General features: G+C 61.9%; 15 protein-coding genes. 7 read left to right on the top strand and 8 right to left on the bottom strand.

Going from position 1 to position 12,994, the window contains the following annotated elements; all coding sequences use genetic code 11:
• The first annotated feature begins 99 nt into the window (after positions 1 to 99).
• Positions 100 to 1,209, top strand: coding sequence for a dihydrolipoamide acetyltransferase family protein (locus D3879_RS20310; RefSeq protein WP_119956040.1), 1,110 nt, complete (start codon positions 100 to 102; stop codon positions 1,207 to 1,209).
• Between the two features lie 242 nt (positions 1,210 to 1,451).
• Here D3879_RS20310 and D3879_RS20305 read toward each other — a convergent pair whose 3' ends face one another.
• Together D3879_RS20305 and D3879_RS20300 are read right to left on the bottom strand one after the other, a co-directional pair.
• A complete protein-coding gene (locus tag D3879_RS20305) occupies positions 1,452 to 1,721 on the bottom strand; it encodes a YebG family protein (RefSeq protein WP_119956039.1) in 270 nt (89 codons plus the stop codon).
• Positions 1,722 to 1,842: 121 nt separating this feature from the next.
• Positions 1,843 to 2,616, bottom strand: coding sequence for a hypothetical protein (locus D3879_RS20300; protein ID WP_119956038.1), 774 nt, complete (start codon positions 2,614 to 2,616; stop codon positions 1,843 to 1,845).
• A gap of 132 nt (positions 2,617 to 2,748) precedes the next feature.
• On the opposite strand from D3879_RS20300, the gene D3879_RS20295 reads away from it, so the two are divergent.
• The 5 genes from D3879_RS20295 (at position 2,749) to D3879_RS20275 (ending at position 6,584) form a co-directional block, all read left to right on the top strand.
• Positions 2,749 to 3,888: a sensor histidine kinase gene (locus D3879_RS20295; protein ID WP_158592103.1), complete on the top strand. Its 1,140-nt coding sequence runs from the start codon at positions 2,749 to 2,751 to the stop codon at positions 3,886 to 3,888.
• The gene (locus D3879_RS20290) at positions 3,885 to 4,514 is read left to right on the top strand and encodes a response regulator (protein WP_119956036.1); all 630 of its coding nucleotides are present in this window, start codon (positions 3,885 to 3,887) and stop codon (positions 4,512 to 4,514) included. Before D3879_RS20295 ends, D3879_RS20290 begins: the two co-directional genes overlap by 4 nt.
• Positions 4,515 to 4,760: 246 nt before the next feature.
• Positions 4,761 to 5,228 (top strand): aminoacyl-tRNA deacylase, encoded by a 468-nt coding sequence (locus D3879_RS20285; protein WP_119956035.1) that lies wholly within the window; start codon positions 4,761 to 4,763, stop codon positions 5,226 to 5,228.
• A gap of 217 nt (positions 5,229 to 5,445) precedes the next feature.
• A complete protein-coding gene (locus D3879_RS20280) occupies positions 5,446 to 5,943 on the top strand; it encodes a phosphate-starvation-inducible protein PsiE (RefSeq protein ID WP_119956034.1) in 498 nt (165 codons plus the stop codon).
• Between the two features lie 131 nt (positions 5,944 to 6,074).
• Complete coding sequence (locus D3879_RS20275) at positions 6,075 to 6,584, top strand: DUF3016 domain-containing protein (protein ID WP_119956033.1); 510 nt, start codon at positions 6,075 to 6,077, stop codon at positions 6,582 to 6,584.
• 163 nt (positions 6,585 to 6,747) lie between these two features.
• Here D3879_RS20275 and D3879_RS20270 read toward each other — a convergent pair whose 3' ends face one another.
• Positions 6,748 to 7,623 carry a helix-turn-helix domain-containing protein gene (locus tag D3879_RS20270; RefSeq protein WP_119956368.1) on the bottom strand — a complete coding sequence of 292 codons (876 nt, stop codon included), beginning with the start codon at positions 7,621 to 7,623 and terminating at the stop codon, positions 6,748 to 6,750.
• Positions 7,624 to 7,770: 147 nt separating this feature from the next.
• Here D3879_RS20270 and D3879_RS20265 point away from each other — a divergent pair, with 147 nt between their 5' ends.
• Positions 7,771 to 8,667, top strand: coding sequence for a DMT family transporter (locus tag D3879_RS20265; RefSeq protein WP_119956032.1), 897 nt, complete (start codon positions 7,771 to 7,773; stop codon positions 8,665 to 8,667).
• A 29-nt stretch (positions 8,668 to 8,696) separates the two neighbouring features.
• On the opposite strand, the gene D3879_RS20260 is transcribed toward D3879_RS20265, so the two are convergent.
• The 5 genes from D3879_RS20260 to D3879_RS20240 form a co-directional block, all read right to left on the bottom strand.
• The gene (locus D3879_RS20260) at positions 8,697 to 9,077 is read right to left on the bottom strand and encodes a thiol-disulfide oxidoreductase DCC family protein (protein WP_119956031.1); all 381 of its coding nucleotides are present in this window, start codon (positions 9,075 to 9,077) and stop codon (positions 8,697 to 8,699) included.
• Between the two features lie 60 nt (positions 9,078 to 9,137).
• A complete protein-coding gene (locus tag D3879_RS20255; protein ID WP_119956030.1) occupies positions 9,138 to 9,968 on the bottom strand; it encodes an SDR family oxidoreductase in 831 nt (276 codons plus the stop codon).
• A 145-nt stretch (positions 9,969 to 10,113) separates the two neighbouring features.
• Entirely contained in the window at positions 10,114 to 10,578 is a 465-nt protein-coding gene (locus D3879_RS20250) for a multidrug transporter (RefSeq protein ID WP_119956029.1), read from the bottom strand.
• Positions 10,579 to 10,739: 161 nt separating this feature from the next.
• Positions 10,740 to 12,185 carry a mannose-1-phosphate guanylyltransferase/mannose-6-phosphate isomerase gene (locus D3879_RS20245; RefSeq protein WP_119956028.1) on the bottom strand — a complete coding sequence of 482 codons (1,446 nt, stop codon included), beginning with the start codon at positions 12,183 to 12,185 and terminating at the stop codon, positions 10,740 to 10,742.
• Positions 12,186 to 12,319: 134 nt separating this feature from the next.
• On the bottom strand, positions 12,320 to 12,982 hold the full coding sequence (locus tag D3879_RS20240; RefSeq protein WP_119956027.1) for an alginate O-acetyltransferase AlgF: 663 nt from the start codon (positions 12,980 to 12,982) through the stop codon (positions 12,320 to 12,322).
• Positions 12,983 to 12,994: the final 12 nt, after the last annotated feature.

Below are 12,994 nucleotides of genomic sequence, written 5' to 3'. Positions count from 1 at the left end.
CGCTGATCATGTAGGAGCGGGCCATACCCGCGATGCTTGCTCTGGAGCGGTTGCGGGCATGGCCCGCTCCTACGGGGAAAGGGAAACGGGAGAACAACAATGAAATACTTCAAATTGCCCGATCTGGGCGAAGGCCTGCAGGAAGCCGAGATCGTCGAATGGCACGTCAAGGCTGGCGAAACGGTCAAGGTCGACCAACTCTTAGTGTCGGTGGAAACCGCCAAGGCCATCGTCGATATTCCCGCACCCTATGACGGCGTGATTGCCAAATGCTTTGGCAGCGATGGCGACATCCTCCATGTTGGCGAGCCGTTGTTGGCTTACGAGGGGGAAGACGATGCCGGCACCGTGGTCGGCCGCCTGGAAGGAGGTGGTAGCGCTCAGGCAGACAGCTTCTTTGTCGGCGCCGCGCCGTCCACCCGCGAGCATCTGGCACCTCGTGCGACCCCCGGCGTGCGCCAGTTGGCCAAGCAGTTGGGTGTGGAGCTCAGCAGTCTGAGCGGATCCGGTGCCGATGGCATGATCACCCGCGCCGATGTCGAAGCGGCGGCGCAAACTGCCCGTGACAAATTTGGCGGCGAGAAGCTGCGTGGCGTGCGCCGCAGCATGGCGATCAACATGGCCAAGTCTCACGCCGCTGTGGTGCCGGTGACTATCTATGGCGACGCCGACCTGCACCAGTGGGGCAAAGCCCGTGATCCGTTGATCCGCCTGGGCAAAGCCATCGCTGCGGCCTGTGAGGTCGAGCCGGTGCTCAACTCCTGGTTCGATGGCCAGTCGCTGTCGATCAAGCAGCATCAGCAACTCGATCTCGGTATCGCCGTGGATACACAGGACGGCCTGTTCGTTCCGGTACTGCGCAACGTCGGCTCGCGCACTGCGGAAGATCTCAAGGCGGGCGTGATGCGTCTGCGTGCGGACGTCAAGGCGCGCTCGATTCCGCCCCAGGAAATGATGGGGGCGACCATCACTCTGTCCAACTTCGGGACCTTGTTCGGGCGCTATGCCAATCCGGTGGTGGTGCCGCCACAAGTGGCGATTATTGGCGCTGGTGGTATTCGAGAAGAGCCGGTGGCGGTGAATGGCAAAGTGCTGGTACACCCGATCCTGCCGCTGTCGCTGACCTTCGATCACCGCGCGGTAACCGGTGGGGAAGCGGCGCGGTTTATGCGGGCAATGGTCGAGGCGTTGGAAAAACCTGATGGCTAAAAACCCGATGGCTAACGAGCTGCTCAAGCCTAAAAAAGCCTGACCTAGGCCTAATGCCGATCAGTTAAGCCGATAAGAGTAGGGTGGGCTTCAGCCCACCACGCGCCCTGCATCGGTGGGCTAAAGCCCACCCTACCAGTCTTCCACGGGATCAAGCACAAAAAAGCCCCTCGCGCGTGAGCCGAGGGGCTTTCCTTAGGCAGGCATCTGACGCAGGTCAGGCAGCGGTAGAACGGCGGATGTCAGTCGGTAGGTTCTTCAGCAGGGTTGATCAGCTCGTTCAAGGCGTCCGGCTGGCTCTTGAAGGCCTTGGCAAATACCTCGCGGTTCTTGGCCATATAAATCCCGATTTCTTCACCTTGTTGCTCGGTCAGTGACGGTACGGCTTTTTGCAACACTTGCGTCACTAGCTCGGCCAGTTCGAGCATTTTGTCATGACGGTCAGCTTCGGCTTTATCCATGAACAAACGCTCCAAATCTCGGCTGCTGCGGTACACCACTTCGACGGCCATTCATCACCCCATATGCCTTCACGCTAATTGGTCATTCAATTTACTGTTTATTTATACAGTATAAAGCAGTCAAGCGAGCCTGAATAGTGCACCGGGTGGCCATCGCTTGGCCATACCAGTCCTATAGCCCCTTCGCTTCGACGATCTTGCCTGTGCTCCGGGGCTCGAACTTGCGCCGGTAGTGGTACGAGAGCATCACGATAGCCGGTGTGCCGATCAGGGTCGGCACGATCCAGGGCAGGAAGTACAAACTTGTCGGCACCAGGTCGCTGAGCAAGCCGCTGACGCCGAACACCAGGAACGCGGTATGCGCGGCGATACCGGTGGCGATCAGGTTGCGCAGGTGTTCGACCAACCATTCCATGCGGCTGATCGTGGCCTTGAAGCTATAACGCAGGTTACCCAGGCAGCTGAGGAAGCCCACGGCAGAGAAAATCATCAGCAGCAGATGCTGGAAGCGATAACCGAGGAATGCCGCGATCAACGACATGAGCATGACCAGCGCATTCAGTGCTACGTGGAGGGGCACGCGCAGGCTCGCGCGGTCCTCGCGCGCGCTCAGCACCAGCACGCCATGGCGCACATAGGCGATCAGCAGCACAGCCAGCAGCCCCAGGAAATAACCACGCAGGCGGACATCCAGCAGCCGCTGCGCCAGTTGCTCCGGCGCAATCGCCTGGTCGGCGAGGCCAAAACCTTGCGGATCGAGCAGCAGTAGGCAGGCCATTGCCAAGCCGCTGCCGCCCACGGCATACATGGCCCGGGCGAAAACTCGGCCGTAGCGTTTGTGATCGAGGCCGCCTTTGCGGTAGGCGACAGGCAGCCAGAACACCAGTAGGCCGCAGCTACCGGCGAGGATGTGGAGGATCAACAGGCATTGATAGAACAGGTTCATGGCGAGTACTCCGGGTCGGGGTGATGCCAGAGTAGGCACGGCGGCCACGCCAACCCAGTGCCGGAAGTCATGACCTGTGGCATGACTTCCGGCCTATGGGGCGGCTGTCCGGGTGCGTGCCATACTGGCCGCATGCCAACCTCAACCGCCAAACACTTCACTACCGATCGCTTGCTTCAGGCCGCTGGAGTGCTGGCCTGGGCCTTGAGCGGCTGGCTGGCCTGGAACCTCGGCGCCGAGGGTGGCAGTGGGCGGTGGCTGACGCTGGCGTTGCTGGCGCTGTACCTCGGGGCTTTTCTGCTTGCCACCAACCGGCAGAGCGCCCGACAGCACCGCTCGCGTTGCCTGGCGGCCCTTGCCGTGCAGGCGGTAGTGGCCCTGAGCCTGATGCTGCAGGTGGGCAACCCGGTGATCTCCGTACTCTTTATCGTCACCGTGTCCCAACTGCCTGCCTTTTTCAGCCTGCGGGTCTGCCTCGTCGCCGTGGTTGGCTTTCTGCTCGGGCTGCTGGGGCTGTCCGCGCTGGTCTGGCAGGAGCCCAATCCGCTATTCAAGTCGCTGCTGTACACCAGCTTGATGTTGTTCGCGGTGTTCACCGCCGATCAGGCGCGGCGTGAGCAACGCGGGCGTGAGGAACTGACGCGGCTGAACGGCGAACTGCGCGCCACCCAGCACCTGCTTTCCGATACCGCGCGCCAGAGCGAGCGCCTGAGCATCGCCCGCGACCTGCACGACACCCTGGGTCATCACCTGACCGCGCTGTCCATCCAACTGCAAATCGCCAGTCATCTCTGCGAAGGCACCGGCAAGATCCAGGTGGAGAAGGCGCAGCAGGTCGCCAAGTTGCTGCTCGCCGATGTGCGTGCGGCGGTCAGCGAGCTGCGCGAGAGCAGCGCCCTCGATCTACGCGCCGCCCTGGCCGAGCTGCTCGCCGGGGTGCCGAACCTGGCGGTACGTCTGGAGATGTCGGTGGACTTTCGCGTCGATGACGCTGCCCGCGCCGAAACCCTGCTGCGTGCCGCGCAGGAAGCGATCACCAATACCCTGCGCCACGCCGACGCCAGCGAACTGCTGATCCGTCTGTACCAGGAGGGCGAGTGCCTGTATCTGGAAGCCCGCGATAACGGCCGGGGCACTGCTCTGCTGCAGGCCGGCAACGGCCTGCGTGGGCTCAAGGAACGGGTCCAGGCCCTCGGTGGACGCTTCAGCGTCGACAGCGCCCCCGGCGACGGTTTCGCCGTGCGGCTGGAACTGCCGGAGCGCGGCGCATGATCCGGGTATTCCTGGTCGATGATCAGAACTTGGTGCGCGAAGGCATCAAGACCTTGCTGGGCTTATCCGACAAGGTGTTGGTGGTGGGCGAGGCCGCCGATGGTGCGGCGGCCATCGCCGAGATTCCGACGGCGCAGCCGGAAGTGGTGTTGATGGATATCCGTATGCCAGGTCTCTCCGGGCTGGAGGTGATCCGCGCGCTGGCACAGCGGAGCGAGCTGCCGCCGACCATTATCCTCACTACCTTCGACGACCACGAGCTGGTGCTCCAGGGCCTGCTGGCCGGCGCGCGTGGCTATCTGCTCAAGGATGTGTCCCTGGCTCGGCTGGTGGAAGCGATCGAGGTCGTGCACGGCGGCGGCACCTTGGTCCAGCCGGTGCTTACCCAGCGCTTGGAGAATGCCCTGGCCGGTCGTGGCAGCGATGCCCTGACGGAGCCCTTGAGTGAGCGCGAGACGGAGATTTTGCGCCTGCTCTCCGGCGGCTACTCCAACAAGGAAATCGCCAACGCCCTCAACCTCGCCGAAGGCACGGTGAAGAATCACGTCTCCAACGTGCTGGCCAAACTCGGTGTGCGCGACCGCACCCGTGCCGTGCTCAAGGCCATCGACCTCGGCCTCATCTGATCTGCACGTTGGAGGCCGGAGGCAATCCGTCCGCCCTGCGGTGCAGCGGCCGCAAACCCATGCACTAGACTTTCAGTGCGAGCAGTGGAGCCTCACTTACTGCTCGAGACGGGGCAGGGAGTACCCCCTGACAACGCGCAACACATCTGTTGCGACATGCGCCGGAGCTACCCGCACCGGCCCGCGCGGTTTCAGCAAGACGATGAGGCCGGCGTCGATTCGCAGGCCAACGGCAGGAGGTGCATCATGACCATGGCCACCCGTTTGCAAAGTTACTTGTCACAGAACCATTCCCGCTACGACATGCTGCAGCACGATCCTTCCATGACCACCCGCGAAGCGGCACGGCGCGCTGGCGTACCGCCAAATCTGATGGCCAAGTCGGTGATCCTCGATGACTTCCAGGGGCACTGGCTGATGGCGGTGGTGCCGTCGACTCGGCAGGTCGATCTCAGCAAGGTGCACAAACTCACCAAACGCCACTGGCGGCTGGCCCGGGAGAACGAGTTCAACTCCCGTTTCAGCGACTGCGAGTACGGCGCGATTCCGCCGGTGGGCAGCGCCTTCGAGATGGAAACCCTGATCGATCAGTCCCTGGTGGGCATCAAGGATGTGTATTTCGAGTCGGGCGATCATGAAAGTCTGGTCCATATGAGCACGGAACAATTTCTCCAGCTCATGCCAACCGCCCAACGCGGATCGATCAGCGAATAAGCCGGGCGCAGGGTGGCGCTGGCGCTTACGGCGCTGCCCGGTTTTTCTCGCGGCTGGCGGGTGACGTCCGGCCGTGTGTTCTTCTGCGCACGCCAGACCGTGTCTTTTTCCCTGGATAAACCTTCTCACCCGCTCTAGCTGGCCTTCTTTCTGCATAGCTCAATCGTCACCTTGAGGCTGCACCCTCTGGCCTCAAACCACTCAAGGAAGCGGATTCTTGAAAATTAACTGGGCAGAAAACCTGCGGCATAGCGTGCATGATCTGGCGGAATCGCTAGGCAATCTGCTGGTCGAGAGCTTCCACTACCTGGCGTTGTTCGCCATCGGTGGTATTACGGCGTGGGCGGCGGTGGTGGCGTTTTTGGGGATGGTGGAGAAGGGCCATATCACGGTCGATGACATCCTGTTGCTGTTCATCTACCTGGAGCTCGGCGCTATGGTCGGGATCTACTTCAAGACCAACCATATGCCGGTGCGCTTCCTGATTTATGTGGCGATCACCGCACTGACGCGGCTGCTGATTTCCGATGTGTCGCACCATCACAGCCCGGACATGGGCGTGGTGTACGTGTCCGGGGCAATTCTGCTCTTGGCCTTGGCGATTCTGGTGGTGCGCTATGCCTCGTCGCAATTCCCCTCGGTGTCGGCGGAAAAATCCGGGCAAAAGCGCAGCCAATCCGGCCAGGCGAGTGACGGCGAGCCAGAGGCCGATTAAGCTTGCTCCCGGGCATGGATGGCCCTGGCGGGCTGCTGAGGCTGGCGGCTAGAAGCAGCTTTTCAGTCGTGGCGGTGGGCGTAAACTGATTCTGGCGGTGAGTACAAATAATCACCGTCAGGAGGTGTGCGATGCGCCTGTTGAGTCTCCTGACCCTCGGTGCCCTGCTGCTCGCGGTTGCCCCGGCAGCACAGGCTTCGAGTACCGAGGTCAGCTTCAGCCACCCGGAAGACTACAGCGACGCGCGGTTCTCCCGGGCCTACGGTCGCGGCGCCGATGAGTCGGTGCTGAAAGAGTTGCAGTCCTTTATCGAGAAACTTGGCCAGCGCTACTTGCAAGCAGACCAGCGTCTGCAAGTACAAGTGCTGGATATCGACCTGGCGGGGCGTTACGAACCTTGGCGGATCGATTACAGCGATGTGCGCTTCATGCGCGAAGTCACCTGGCCGCGAATCAAACTGCACTATGCCCTCGAACAGGGCGGCAAGGTGATTGCCAATCGCGAGGCGGTGGTGATCGATCAGTCCTACCTGCAGCGTGGTAATCGTTATTTCAGCAGTGATCGCCTGCGCTATGAGAAGGCCATGCTGGATGACTGGTTCCGGCGTAATTTTGGCCCACAGGCTCACACGCAGAACTAGGTTGCTCTCCTCAATCCTCTCCCTGGATCGTAGGGTGGAATCCCCAAAGGGGCTTCCACCGTTCACGGCGATACTGTCCGGTTGTGGTGGATTAACCGCTGTGCGGTTGATCCACCCTACATTAGCCTTGGTTTGCACGGGGTGACGAAAGGTCCAGCGCTTCCTAGCTGCCAAGGGCCGCGCGGTAGTTGCCGGGTGTTGCGCCCAAGGCCGCGCGAAAGCGATTGCTGAAGTGGCTGGCGCTGGCAAAGCCGCAGGCCAGGGCGATTTCACCGAGGGGCAGGGCGCTGTCTTTGAGCAGCCGTTGCGCACGCGCCAGGCGCCGGGCCAGCAGGTAGCGATGTGGCGGAACGCCGAAGCTTTCGCGGAACATGCGCGCGAAGTGGTATTCGGAAAGCGCGGCGAAACTCGCCAGTTCGCCCAGGCTGATGGGGTCAGCCAGGTGCGCTTCGATATAGTCGATCAATTGTCGGCGCAGGCGCGGTGCCAAACCGCCCTTCAGACGCAGGCCCTCGCGCAGGCCGACCTGGTTAAGCAGGACGTGGCTGAGCATTTCGTGGGCCAGGCTGCTGGTCAGCAGGCGCTCGCCGGGCTCATCCCAGTTCAGAGAGGTCAACTGGCGAAAGCGCATGGCCTGTTGCGGGTCGTCGAGGAAGGTGCTCTCGCGCAGCTGCAACTCACGCGGCTCGCGGTCAAGCAGGCTGAGGGCGCCAAGGGCGAAGCGCTCGGGGCTGATGTAGAGGTGGGCGAGGCGGATTTCGCCATTGATCACCCAGGCCGACTCATGGCCGGCGGGCAGCACGCATAGTTTGTCCGGCGCGCCCTTGCTACTCGGGCTGTCGCGGCGAAAGGTGCCGGTGCCGCCAGCCAGGTAGCAGGACAGGGTGTGGTGGCTTGGCCCCTGGTATTCGCGGGCGTCGTGGTGGTTGCTCCAGAGCGCCGCGATCAGGCCGTCGCCGAGTTCGGCGCAATGCTCGAGGCGGGCATGCGGCGAGTTGCTCAGCGATTGGAATACCTGGATTTGTGCGAGTTGCGACATGGCCTGAACCTGCGCCGGCTTTAGTTGGCACATGCTAACGCGCGCGAGCGCCGCTGCCAGCCCGGCGCGACAAATAAGCGCAAGTTTGTGCAAGCGAGTCATCGCTTGCACGGCCCAGACTCCTCGGCATTGTCGTAGGAGTTGCGAATGAACATCACGCTGTATCTGCTCACCGTCCTGATCTGGGGCACCACCTGGATCGCCATCAAGCTGCAGATGGGCGCGGTCGCCATCCCTCTGTCGATTGCTTATAGATTTGGCCTGGCGGCTGCGGTGCTGTTCGCCGTCTTGCTACTCAGCCGTCGCTTGCAGAAGCTCGATGGCCGCGCGCAATTACTGTGCTTGGCGCAGGGACTGTGCCTGTTCTGCATCAATTTCATGTGCTTCTACACCGCCAGCCAGTGGATTCCCAGCGGGCTGATCGCCGTGGTGTTCTCTACCGCGACGCTGTGGAATGCGCTGAATGCGCGGATTTTCTTTGCCCATAAGGTTGCCGCCAATGTGCTGGCGGGCGGCGCCCTGGGCTTGGCGGGCTTGGCGCTGCTGTTCTGGCCCGAACTGGCCGACCATCAAGCCAGCCAGGAAACCCTGATCGGCCTGGGCTTGGCGCTGTTTGGCACGCTGTGTTTCTCTGCCGGCAACATGCTCTCCAGCCTGCAGCAGAAGGCGGGCCTCAAACCGTTGACCTCCAACGCCTGGGGCATGCTGTATGGCGCGCTTATGCTCACGGGTTATTGCCTGCTCAGCGGTACGCCGTTCACCTTTGATGACAGCAGCCGCTATGTCGGCTCGCTGCTCTATCTGGCAATTCCCGGTTCCGTCATCGGCTTTACCGCGTACCTGACCTTGGTCGGTCGCATGGGCCCAGAGCGCGCGGCCTACTGCACCGTGCTGTTTCCGGTTGTCGCGCTGAATATCTCGGCCTTTGTCGAGGACTACCAGTGGACCATACCCGCCCTGGTAGGGCTGGTATTGGTGATGTTGGGGAATGTGCTGGTGTTCCGTAAGCCCAAACCGCTGCCGGTGGTGGCGGTCGCTCGCTAACAGCGGATGCCCTGAGTCCGGTACCAAATCTACCAATGCTTAAGCTTACGATTCCAGCGATAGAGCAGCCTGGCGAAGACGTTATAGGCAAAGGCTACGGTGGGGCGAATGATCGGCAGGCGAACCATGAAGCCCAGCCAACGCTGCTTCGGGGTTTTTGCCCAGAGCTCGGCAAAGGCTTCGGTGCCTATATTGATATTCCCAGCTTCGTCCTTGAGGTAGAGGCGCTCGCGAACTTCCTCTAAAGAAGCGCCGACTTCTTTAACCGCCTCCGGGTTGTTATGCACATCCACCCACTCGATGTCGGTGATGCCACACGACTCCATGCGGCTTCTTTGTGAGTTGATGCCGGCTCTGCACACGGGGCAGGCACTGTTGTAGTACACCTTGGGTTTTACTGGGTCACTCATTTAACGTCCCATAACTAAGAGCTTGCCAACCTTTCTGGCAGTCTAGCGGCCTTGGCCGAGTCAAAGCGCTCGATTCAGGCCAAAACGTTTTTTCAGCACCTTCTCCAGCAGCGCCTTAGGCATCAAGCACGCCAGCAAAGGCAGGGCGCGGCTGCCATTACCCAGGCGCAGCAGGCGTGGCGGGGAGGCGCTTTGGACGGCGGCGAGCAGGTCGCGGGCGAAATCGGTGGCGGGGGTGGGGTGGTCTTGCGAGGCTTTGGCGCGGGCGCGGATGCCTTCGCGAATCGGCCACCAGGGTGAGCCTTCGGCAATAACCTGTTCGGCTTCACGGCTGGCGTTGGCGCCAAAGCTGGAGGCGATGGCACCGGGTTGTACTTCCATTAGGCCGATGCCGAAGGGCGCGAGTTCCAGGCGCAGGGCGTCGGACAGTGCATGCACGGCGGCTTTCGAGGCGCAGTAGGCGCCGGCAAACGGCGTAACCAATACGCCCGAGACGCTGCCGATATTCACCACCAGCCCTTTGCTGCGGCGCAGCAGTGGGAACAGCGCGCGGGTCACGCCGATGATGGCGAAGACGTTGGTTTCAAACTGCCGGCGCAGAGCGTCGACGCCGCCATCCAGCAATGGGCCCATGGCGCCGAAACCGGCGTTGTTGATCAGCACGTCGAGGCCGCCGGTTTCATGGTTCAGACGGTTGGCGAGCTGTTCGGCGGCGGCGGAGTCGTTGACGTCCAGTTGTACCGCGATAAAGCCAGCGGCGCTGAGGGCCGCGAGGTCGTCGGCTTTGCGGGCGGTAGCCCAGACTTGGTAGCCGGCGCCTTTGAAGGTCTCCGCCAGGGCGCGGCCGATGCCGCTTGAGCAACCGGTGATGAGGGCGGTGGGCTGGGTCATGCGGTGGTCCTTTGGGTGGGGTTGGTGGCTACGGGTAGCGAGTTAAGGTGATTTCGGTGTTTCCCTCACCCCGGCCCTCGGCTTTGGCGTCCTGCGTCGCCCTAACTCCTGCGTCCTTGCAGTCGTCTCCCGGAGAGCGAGGGGGTTAATCGGCAAAGCTACCTTGCAGGCGCTCGGCACGGAACTCCACAGTCGCCGCGCGGTAGCCGGGGCGCAGGGGTGGGAGTGGTAGGCAATCCTGCCAGCTTTCGCCGGGGAGCAGTTCGCCGGGGCCGCGGTAGCGGGGGGAATCGTAGAAGCTTTGCACCAGATTTACGCTGTCTCCCGGGGCATAAGCGCTGACTTTCCAGCGCAATTCCAGCAACGGCTTGTCGCTGCCATTCTTCAAGTTGAGGGCTAGCGGTCGGTCGGCCGGGCATTCGCCGGGCGCGTAGTTCAGGCGCAGCTCAAGGTGGGCCAGTTGGCGTTCTTCGCGTTGATCCAGCCAGAACACCCAGACGGCGACCAGGGCCAAGCCGAACAAGGCGGCGAGGGATACCGGCAGGGCTTTAGCCGGGTAGCGGACCAGCAGAATCAGCCAGGTGAGGACGAGCAGGGCGCCGATCAGCATGGCTCGGCTCCTGTTGGAGTGCTGCGGTAGGGCATGTGTGGGCCTCGCCGTGAGGGGAGACTCCATCCTACAACATGGGATCGGGGTAACCGATAGGGGAGGTTAGGGCTGCCGGCATGCCACTCTCCCCAAAGGGCTGGGGAGAGGGCAGTCGAGCCTATTTAGCGGGTAGCGGTTTTGAGTGGAGCTTCGTGGGCTTCGGTGCGGCCGTAGACGTCTTCGAAACGTTCGATGTCGTCTTCACCGAGGTAGCTGCCGGATTGCACTTCGATGATTTCCAACGGGATTTTGCCGGGGTTGGCCAGGCGGTGCACCGAGGCGATGGGGATGTAGGTGGATTGGTTTTCGGTGAGCAGGAAGGTGTTCTCGTCACAGGTGACTTGTGCGGTGCCGGAGACCACGATCCAGTGCTCGGCGCGATGGTGGTGCATTTGCAGCGAGAGCTGCGCGCCGGGTTTGACCGAGATGTGTTTGACCTGGAAGCGTCCGCCCATGTCCACCGAGTCATAGGAACCCCAGGGGCGATATACCTCGCAATGGTTCTGGGTTTCGCTGCGGCCTTGTTCGTTGAGGGTGTTGACCAGCTGTTTGACCTCCTGCACGCGGTCTTTGTGGGCGATCATCATGGCGTCTTTGGTTTCTACGACCACGATGTTCTCCAGGCCGATCACCGAGACCAGCTTGCCGTTGCCGTGTACCAGGCAGTTGTGGCTGTCGCGCACCACCACATCACCTTTGGTCACGTTGCCGTCGCTGTCTTTCTCATGCACGTCCCAGAGCGACGACCAGCAACCGACATCGCTCCAGCCCGCCGCGAGCGGAACCACGCAAGCGCGTTGGGTTTTCTCCATGACGGCGTAGTCGATCGAGTTATCCGGGCAGCACTCGAAGGTGGCTGCGTCGATTTCGATGTTGTCGCCCTCGTGCTTGCTACGTTCCAGTGCCAGCAGGCAGGTGTCGTAAATGTCCGCATCGTGCTTTTTCAGCTCATCGAGGAAACGGCTGGCGCGGAACAGGAACATGCCGCTGTTCCAGAAGTAGTTGCCGGATTTGACGAACTCGGCGGCGCGTTGCTCATTCGGCTTCTCGACGAACTGGGCGACGCGGCTCACCCCTTCCGGCAGCAGCGCGTCGGGGCTGGACTTGATGTAGCCGTAGCCGGTTTCCGGTTTGCTAGCGGGTACGCCGAACAGCACCATTTCGCCACTTTCCGCGGCGATGGTGGCCAGTGCCAGGGCGCGTTGGAAGGCTTTTTGGTCTTCGATCACATGGTCCGCCGGGAGCACCAGCAGCAGTTCGTCGCGGCCCTCATTGAGCAGCTTCATCGCGGCGATGGCGACGGCGGGCGCGGTGTTGCGACCAAAGGGTTCGAGCAGGATGGCCTGGGTTTTGATCTTGCGGGCGCTCAACTGTTCCTGAACGATAAAACGGTGATCCTTGTTGCAGACGATCATCGGCGGTTGCATGCCCTCGAACGTCAAGCGTTCAAGGGTTTGTTGGAACAAGGTGTGTTCGCCGGTGAGGGCGAGGAACTGTTTGGGGAACTGCTTACGCGAAAGTGGCCAGAGTCGTGAGCCGCTACCACCTGACAAAATGACGGGAATCATGCTGTTTCTCCTGAGTAGTTCGTTAGGTTTTTCGCTGTGTTTCTAGTGTTTGGCAGGGCATTGGTTATTCCTGCAAGCGCTGCCGGGAGCAGTTGCCTGTCGCTCCCACGCAGCTTTGAATGCTCGCCGTGGTGTCACTGAGTCGCAGTTGGGCGCTTGACCCAGACCGGCGACAGCTTGCCGGCCGAGCCGGTGACGTAGAGGCAGACGGCCTCGCCGCGAGCCAGGGCGACGGGCTTGAGGTCGCTGACTTTTTTAGTGCCGCTGAATAGCGCCAGGTTGACCTTGACCGGGTTGATCTCGCGCTCACCGCGGCCTTGCGGGGCAACGTTTTCCACCACTGGGGTCTTGCCATCGGCAGTCTTCAGGGTCAGCTCGCTGTCACTGAGGTTCTGCACCCGTAGCAGGGCTTTCTGTTTGTTCTTGAACGGCGGCTCTTCCACCAGCTTGGGTTGGCCGCCCGGCAGGTTGACCAGGGTGTAGTAGCGGTCGGCGCCGAGCTTGACCGGCAGGGTTTGCGCGCCGACCTGGGCGCTGTAGTCGCCGTTGGGCAGGAAGCTGAAGTCGCTGCTGCCGAGTGGGCCGACATCACTGAGCTGGGTATTGCCGACGTTGGCGCTGACTTCCTGATTGCCGGCGTTATAGATCCGCACGAAGGCTGAGCCCTTGGGCGCGCTGGGTCCGTAGAGCGCGGCTTCGTCGGCCTGGGCTTGCAAGGCAAGCAGGCCGACAGCGAGGAAGGCGCAGGTTTTGCTGATCCGGCTTTTGCCGATGGCATGGGTGATGGATTGCTTCATCGTTATGTACTC

Origin of the sequence: Pseudomonas cavernicola, from assembly GCF_003596405.1 — a bacterium.
GTDB lineage: Bacteria > Pseudomonadota > Gammaproteobacteria > Pseudomonadales > Pseudomonadaceae > Aquipseudomonas > Aquipseudomonas cavernicola.
The sequence above is the reverse complement of the archived record's forward strand: the minus strand, read 5'-3'. Positions and strand labels throughout refer to the sequence as shown.

What these genes read in the sequence shown, in the direction of transcription:
- D3879_RS20310 (WP_119956040.1), top strand. Translation starts at nt 100, where the DNA reads ATGAAATACTTCAAATTGCCCGATCTGGGCGAAGGCCTGCAGGAAGCC.
- D3879_RS20305 (WP_119956039.1), bottom strand. Translation starts at nt 1,721, where the DNA reads ATGGCCGTCGAAGTGGTGTACCGCAGCAGCCGAGATTTGGAGCGTTTG.
- D3879_RS20300 (WP_119956038.1), bottom strand. Translation starts at nt 2,616, where the DNA reads ATGAACCTGTTCTATCAATGCCTGTTGATCCTCCACATCCTCGCCGGT.
- D3879_RS20295 (WP_158592103.1), top strand. Translation starts at nt 2,749, where the DNA reads ATGCCAACCTCAACCGCCAAACACTTCACTACCGATCGCTTGCTTCAG.
- D3879_RS20290 (WP_119956036.1), top strand. Translation starts at nt 3,885, where the DNA reads ATGATCCGGGTATTCCTGGTCGATGATCAGAACTTGGTGCGCGAAGGC.
- D3879_RS20285 (WP_119956035.1), top strand. Translation starts at nt 4,761, where the DNA reads ATGACCATGGCCACCCGTTTGCAAAGTTACTTGTCACAGAACCATTCC.
- D3879_RS20275 (WP_119956033.1), top strand. Translation starts at nt 6,075, where the DNA reads ATGCGCCTGTTGAGTCTCCTGACCCTCGGTGCCCTGCTGCTCGCGGTT.
- D3879_RS20270 (WP_119956368.1), bottom strand. Translation starts at nt 7,623, where the DNA reads ATGTCGCAACTCGCACAAATCCAGGTATTCCAATCGCTGAGCAACTCG.
- D3879_RS20265 (WP_119956032.1), top strand. Translation starts at nt 7,771, where the DNA reads ATGAACATCACGCTGTATCTGCTCACCGTCCTGATCTGGGGCACCACC.
- D3879_RS20260 (WP_119956031.1), bottom strand. Translation starts at nt 9,077, where the DNA reads ATGAGTGACCCAGTAAAACCCAAGGTGTACTACAACAGTGCCTGCCCC.
- D3879_RS20255 (WP_119956030.1), bottom strand. Translation starts at nt 9,968, where the DNA reads ATGACCCAGCCCACCGCCCTCATCACCGGTTGCTCAAGCGGCATCGGC.
- D3879_RS20250 (WP_119956029.1), bottom strand. Translation starts at nt 10,578, where the DNA reads ATGCTGATCGGCGCCCTGCTCGTCCTCACCTGGCTGATTCTGCTGGTC.
- D3879_RS20245 (WP_119956028.1), bottom strand. Translation starts at nt 12,185, where the DNA reads ATGATTCCCGTCATTTTGTCAGGTGGTAGCGGCTCACGACTCTGGCCA.
- D3879_RS20240 (WP_119956027.1), bottom strand. Translation starts at nt 12,982, where the DNA reads ATGAAGCAATCCATCACCCATGCCATCGGCAAAAGCCGGATCAGCAAA.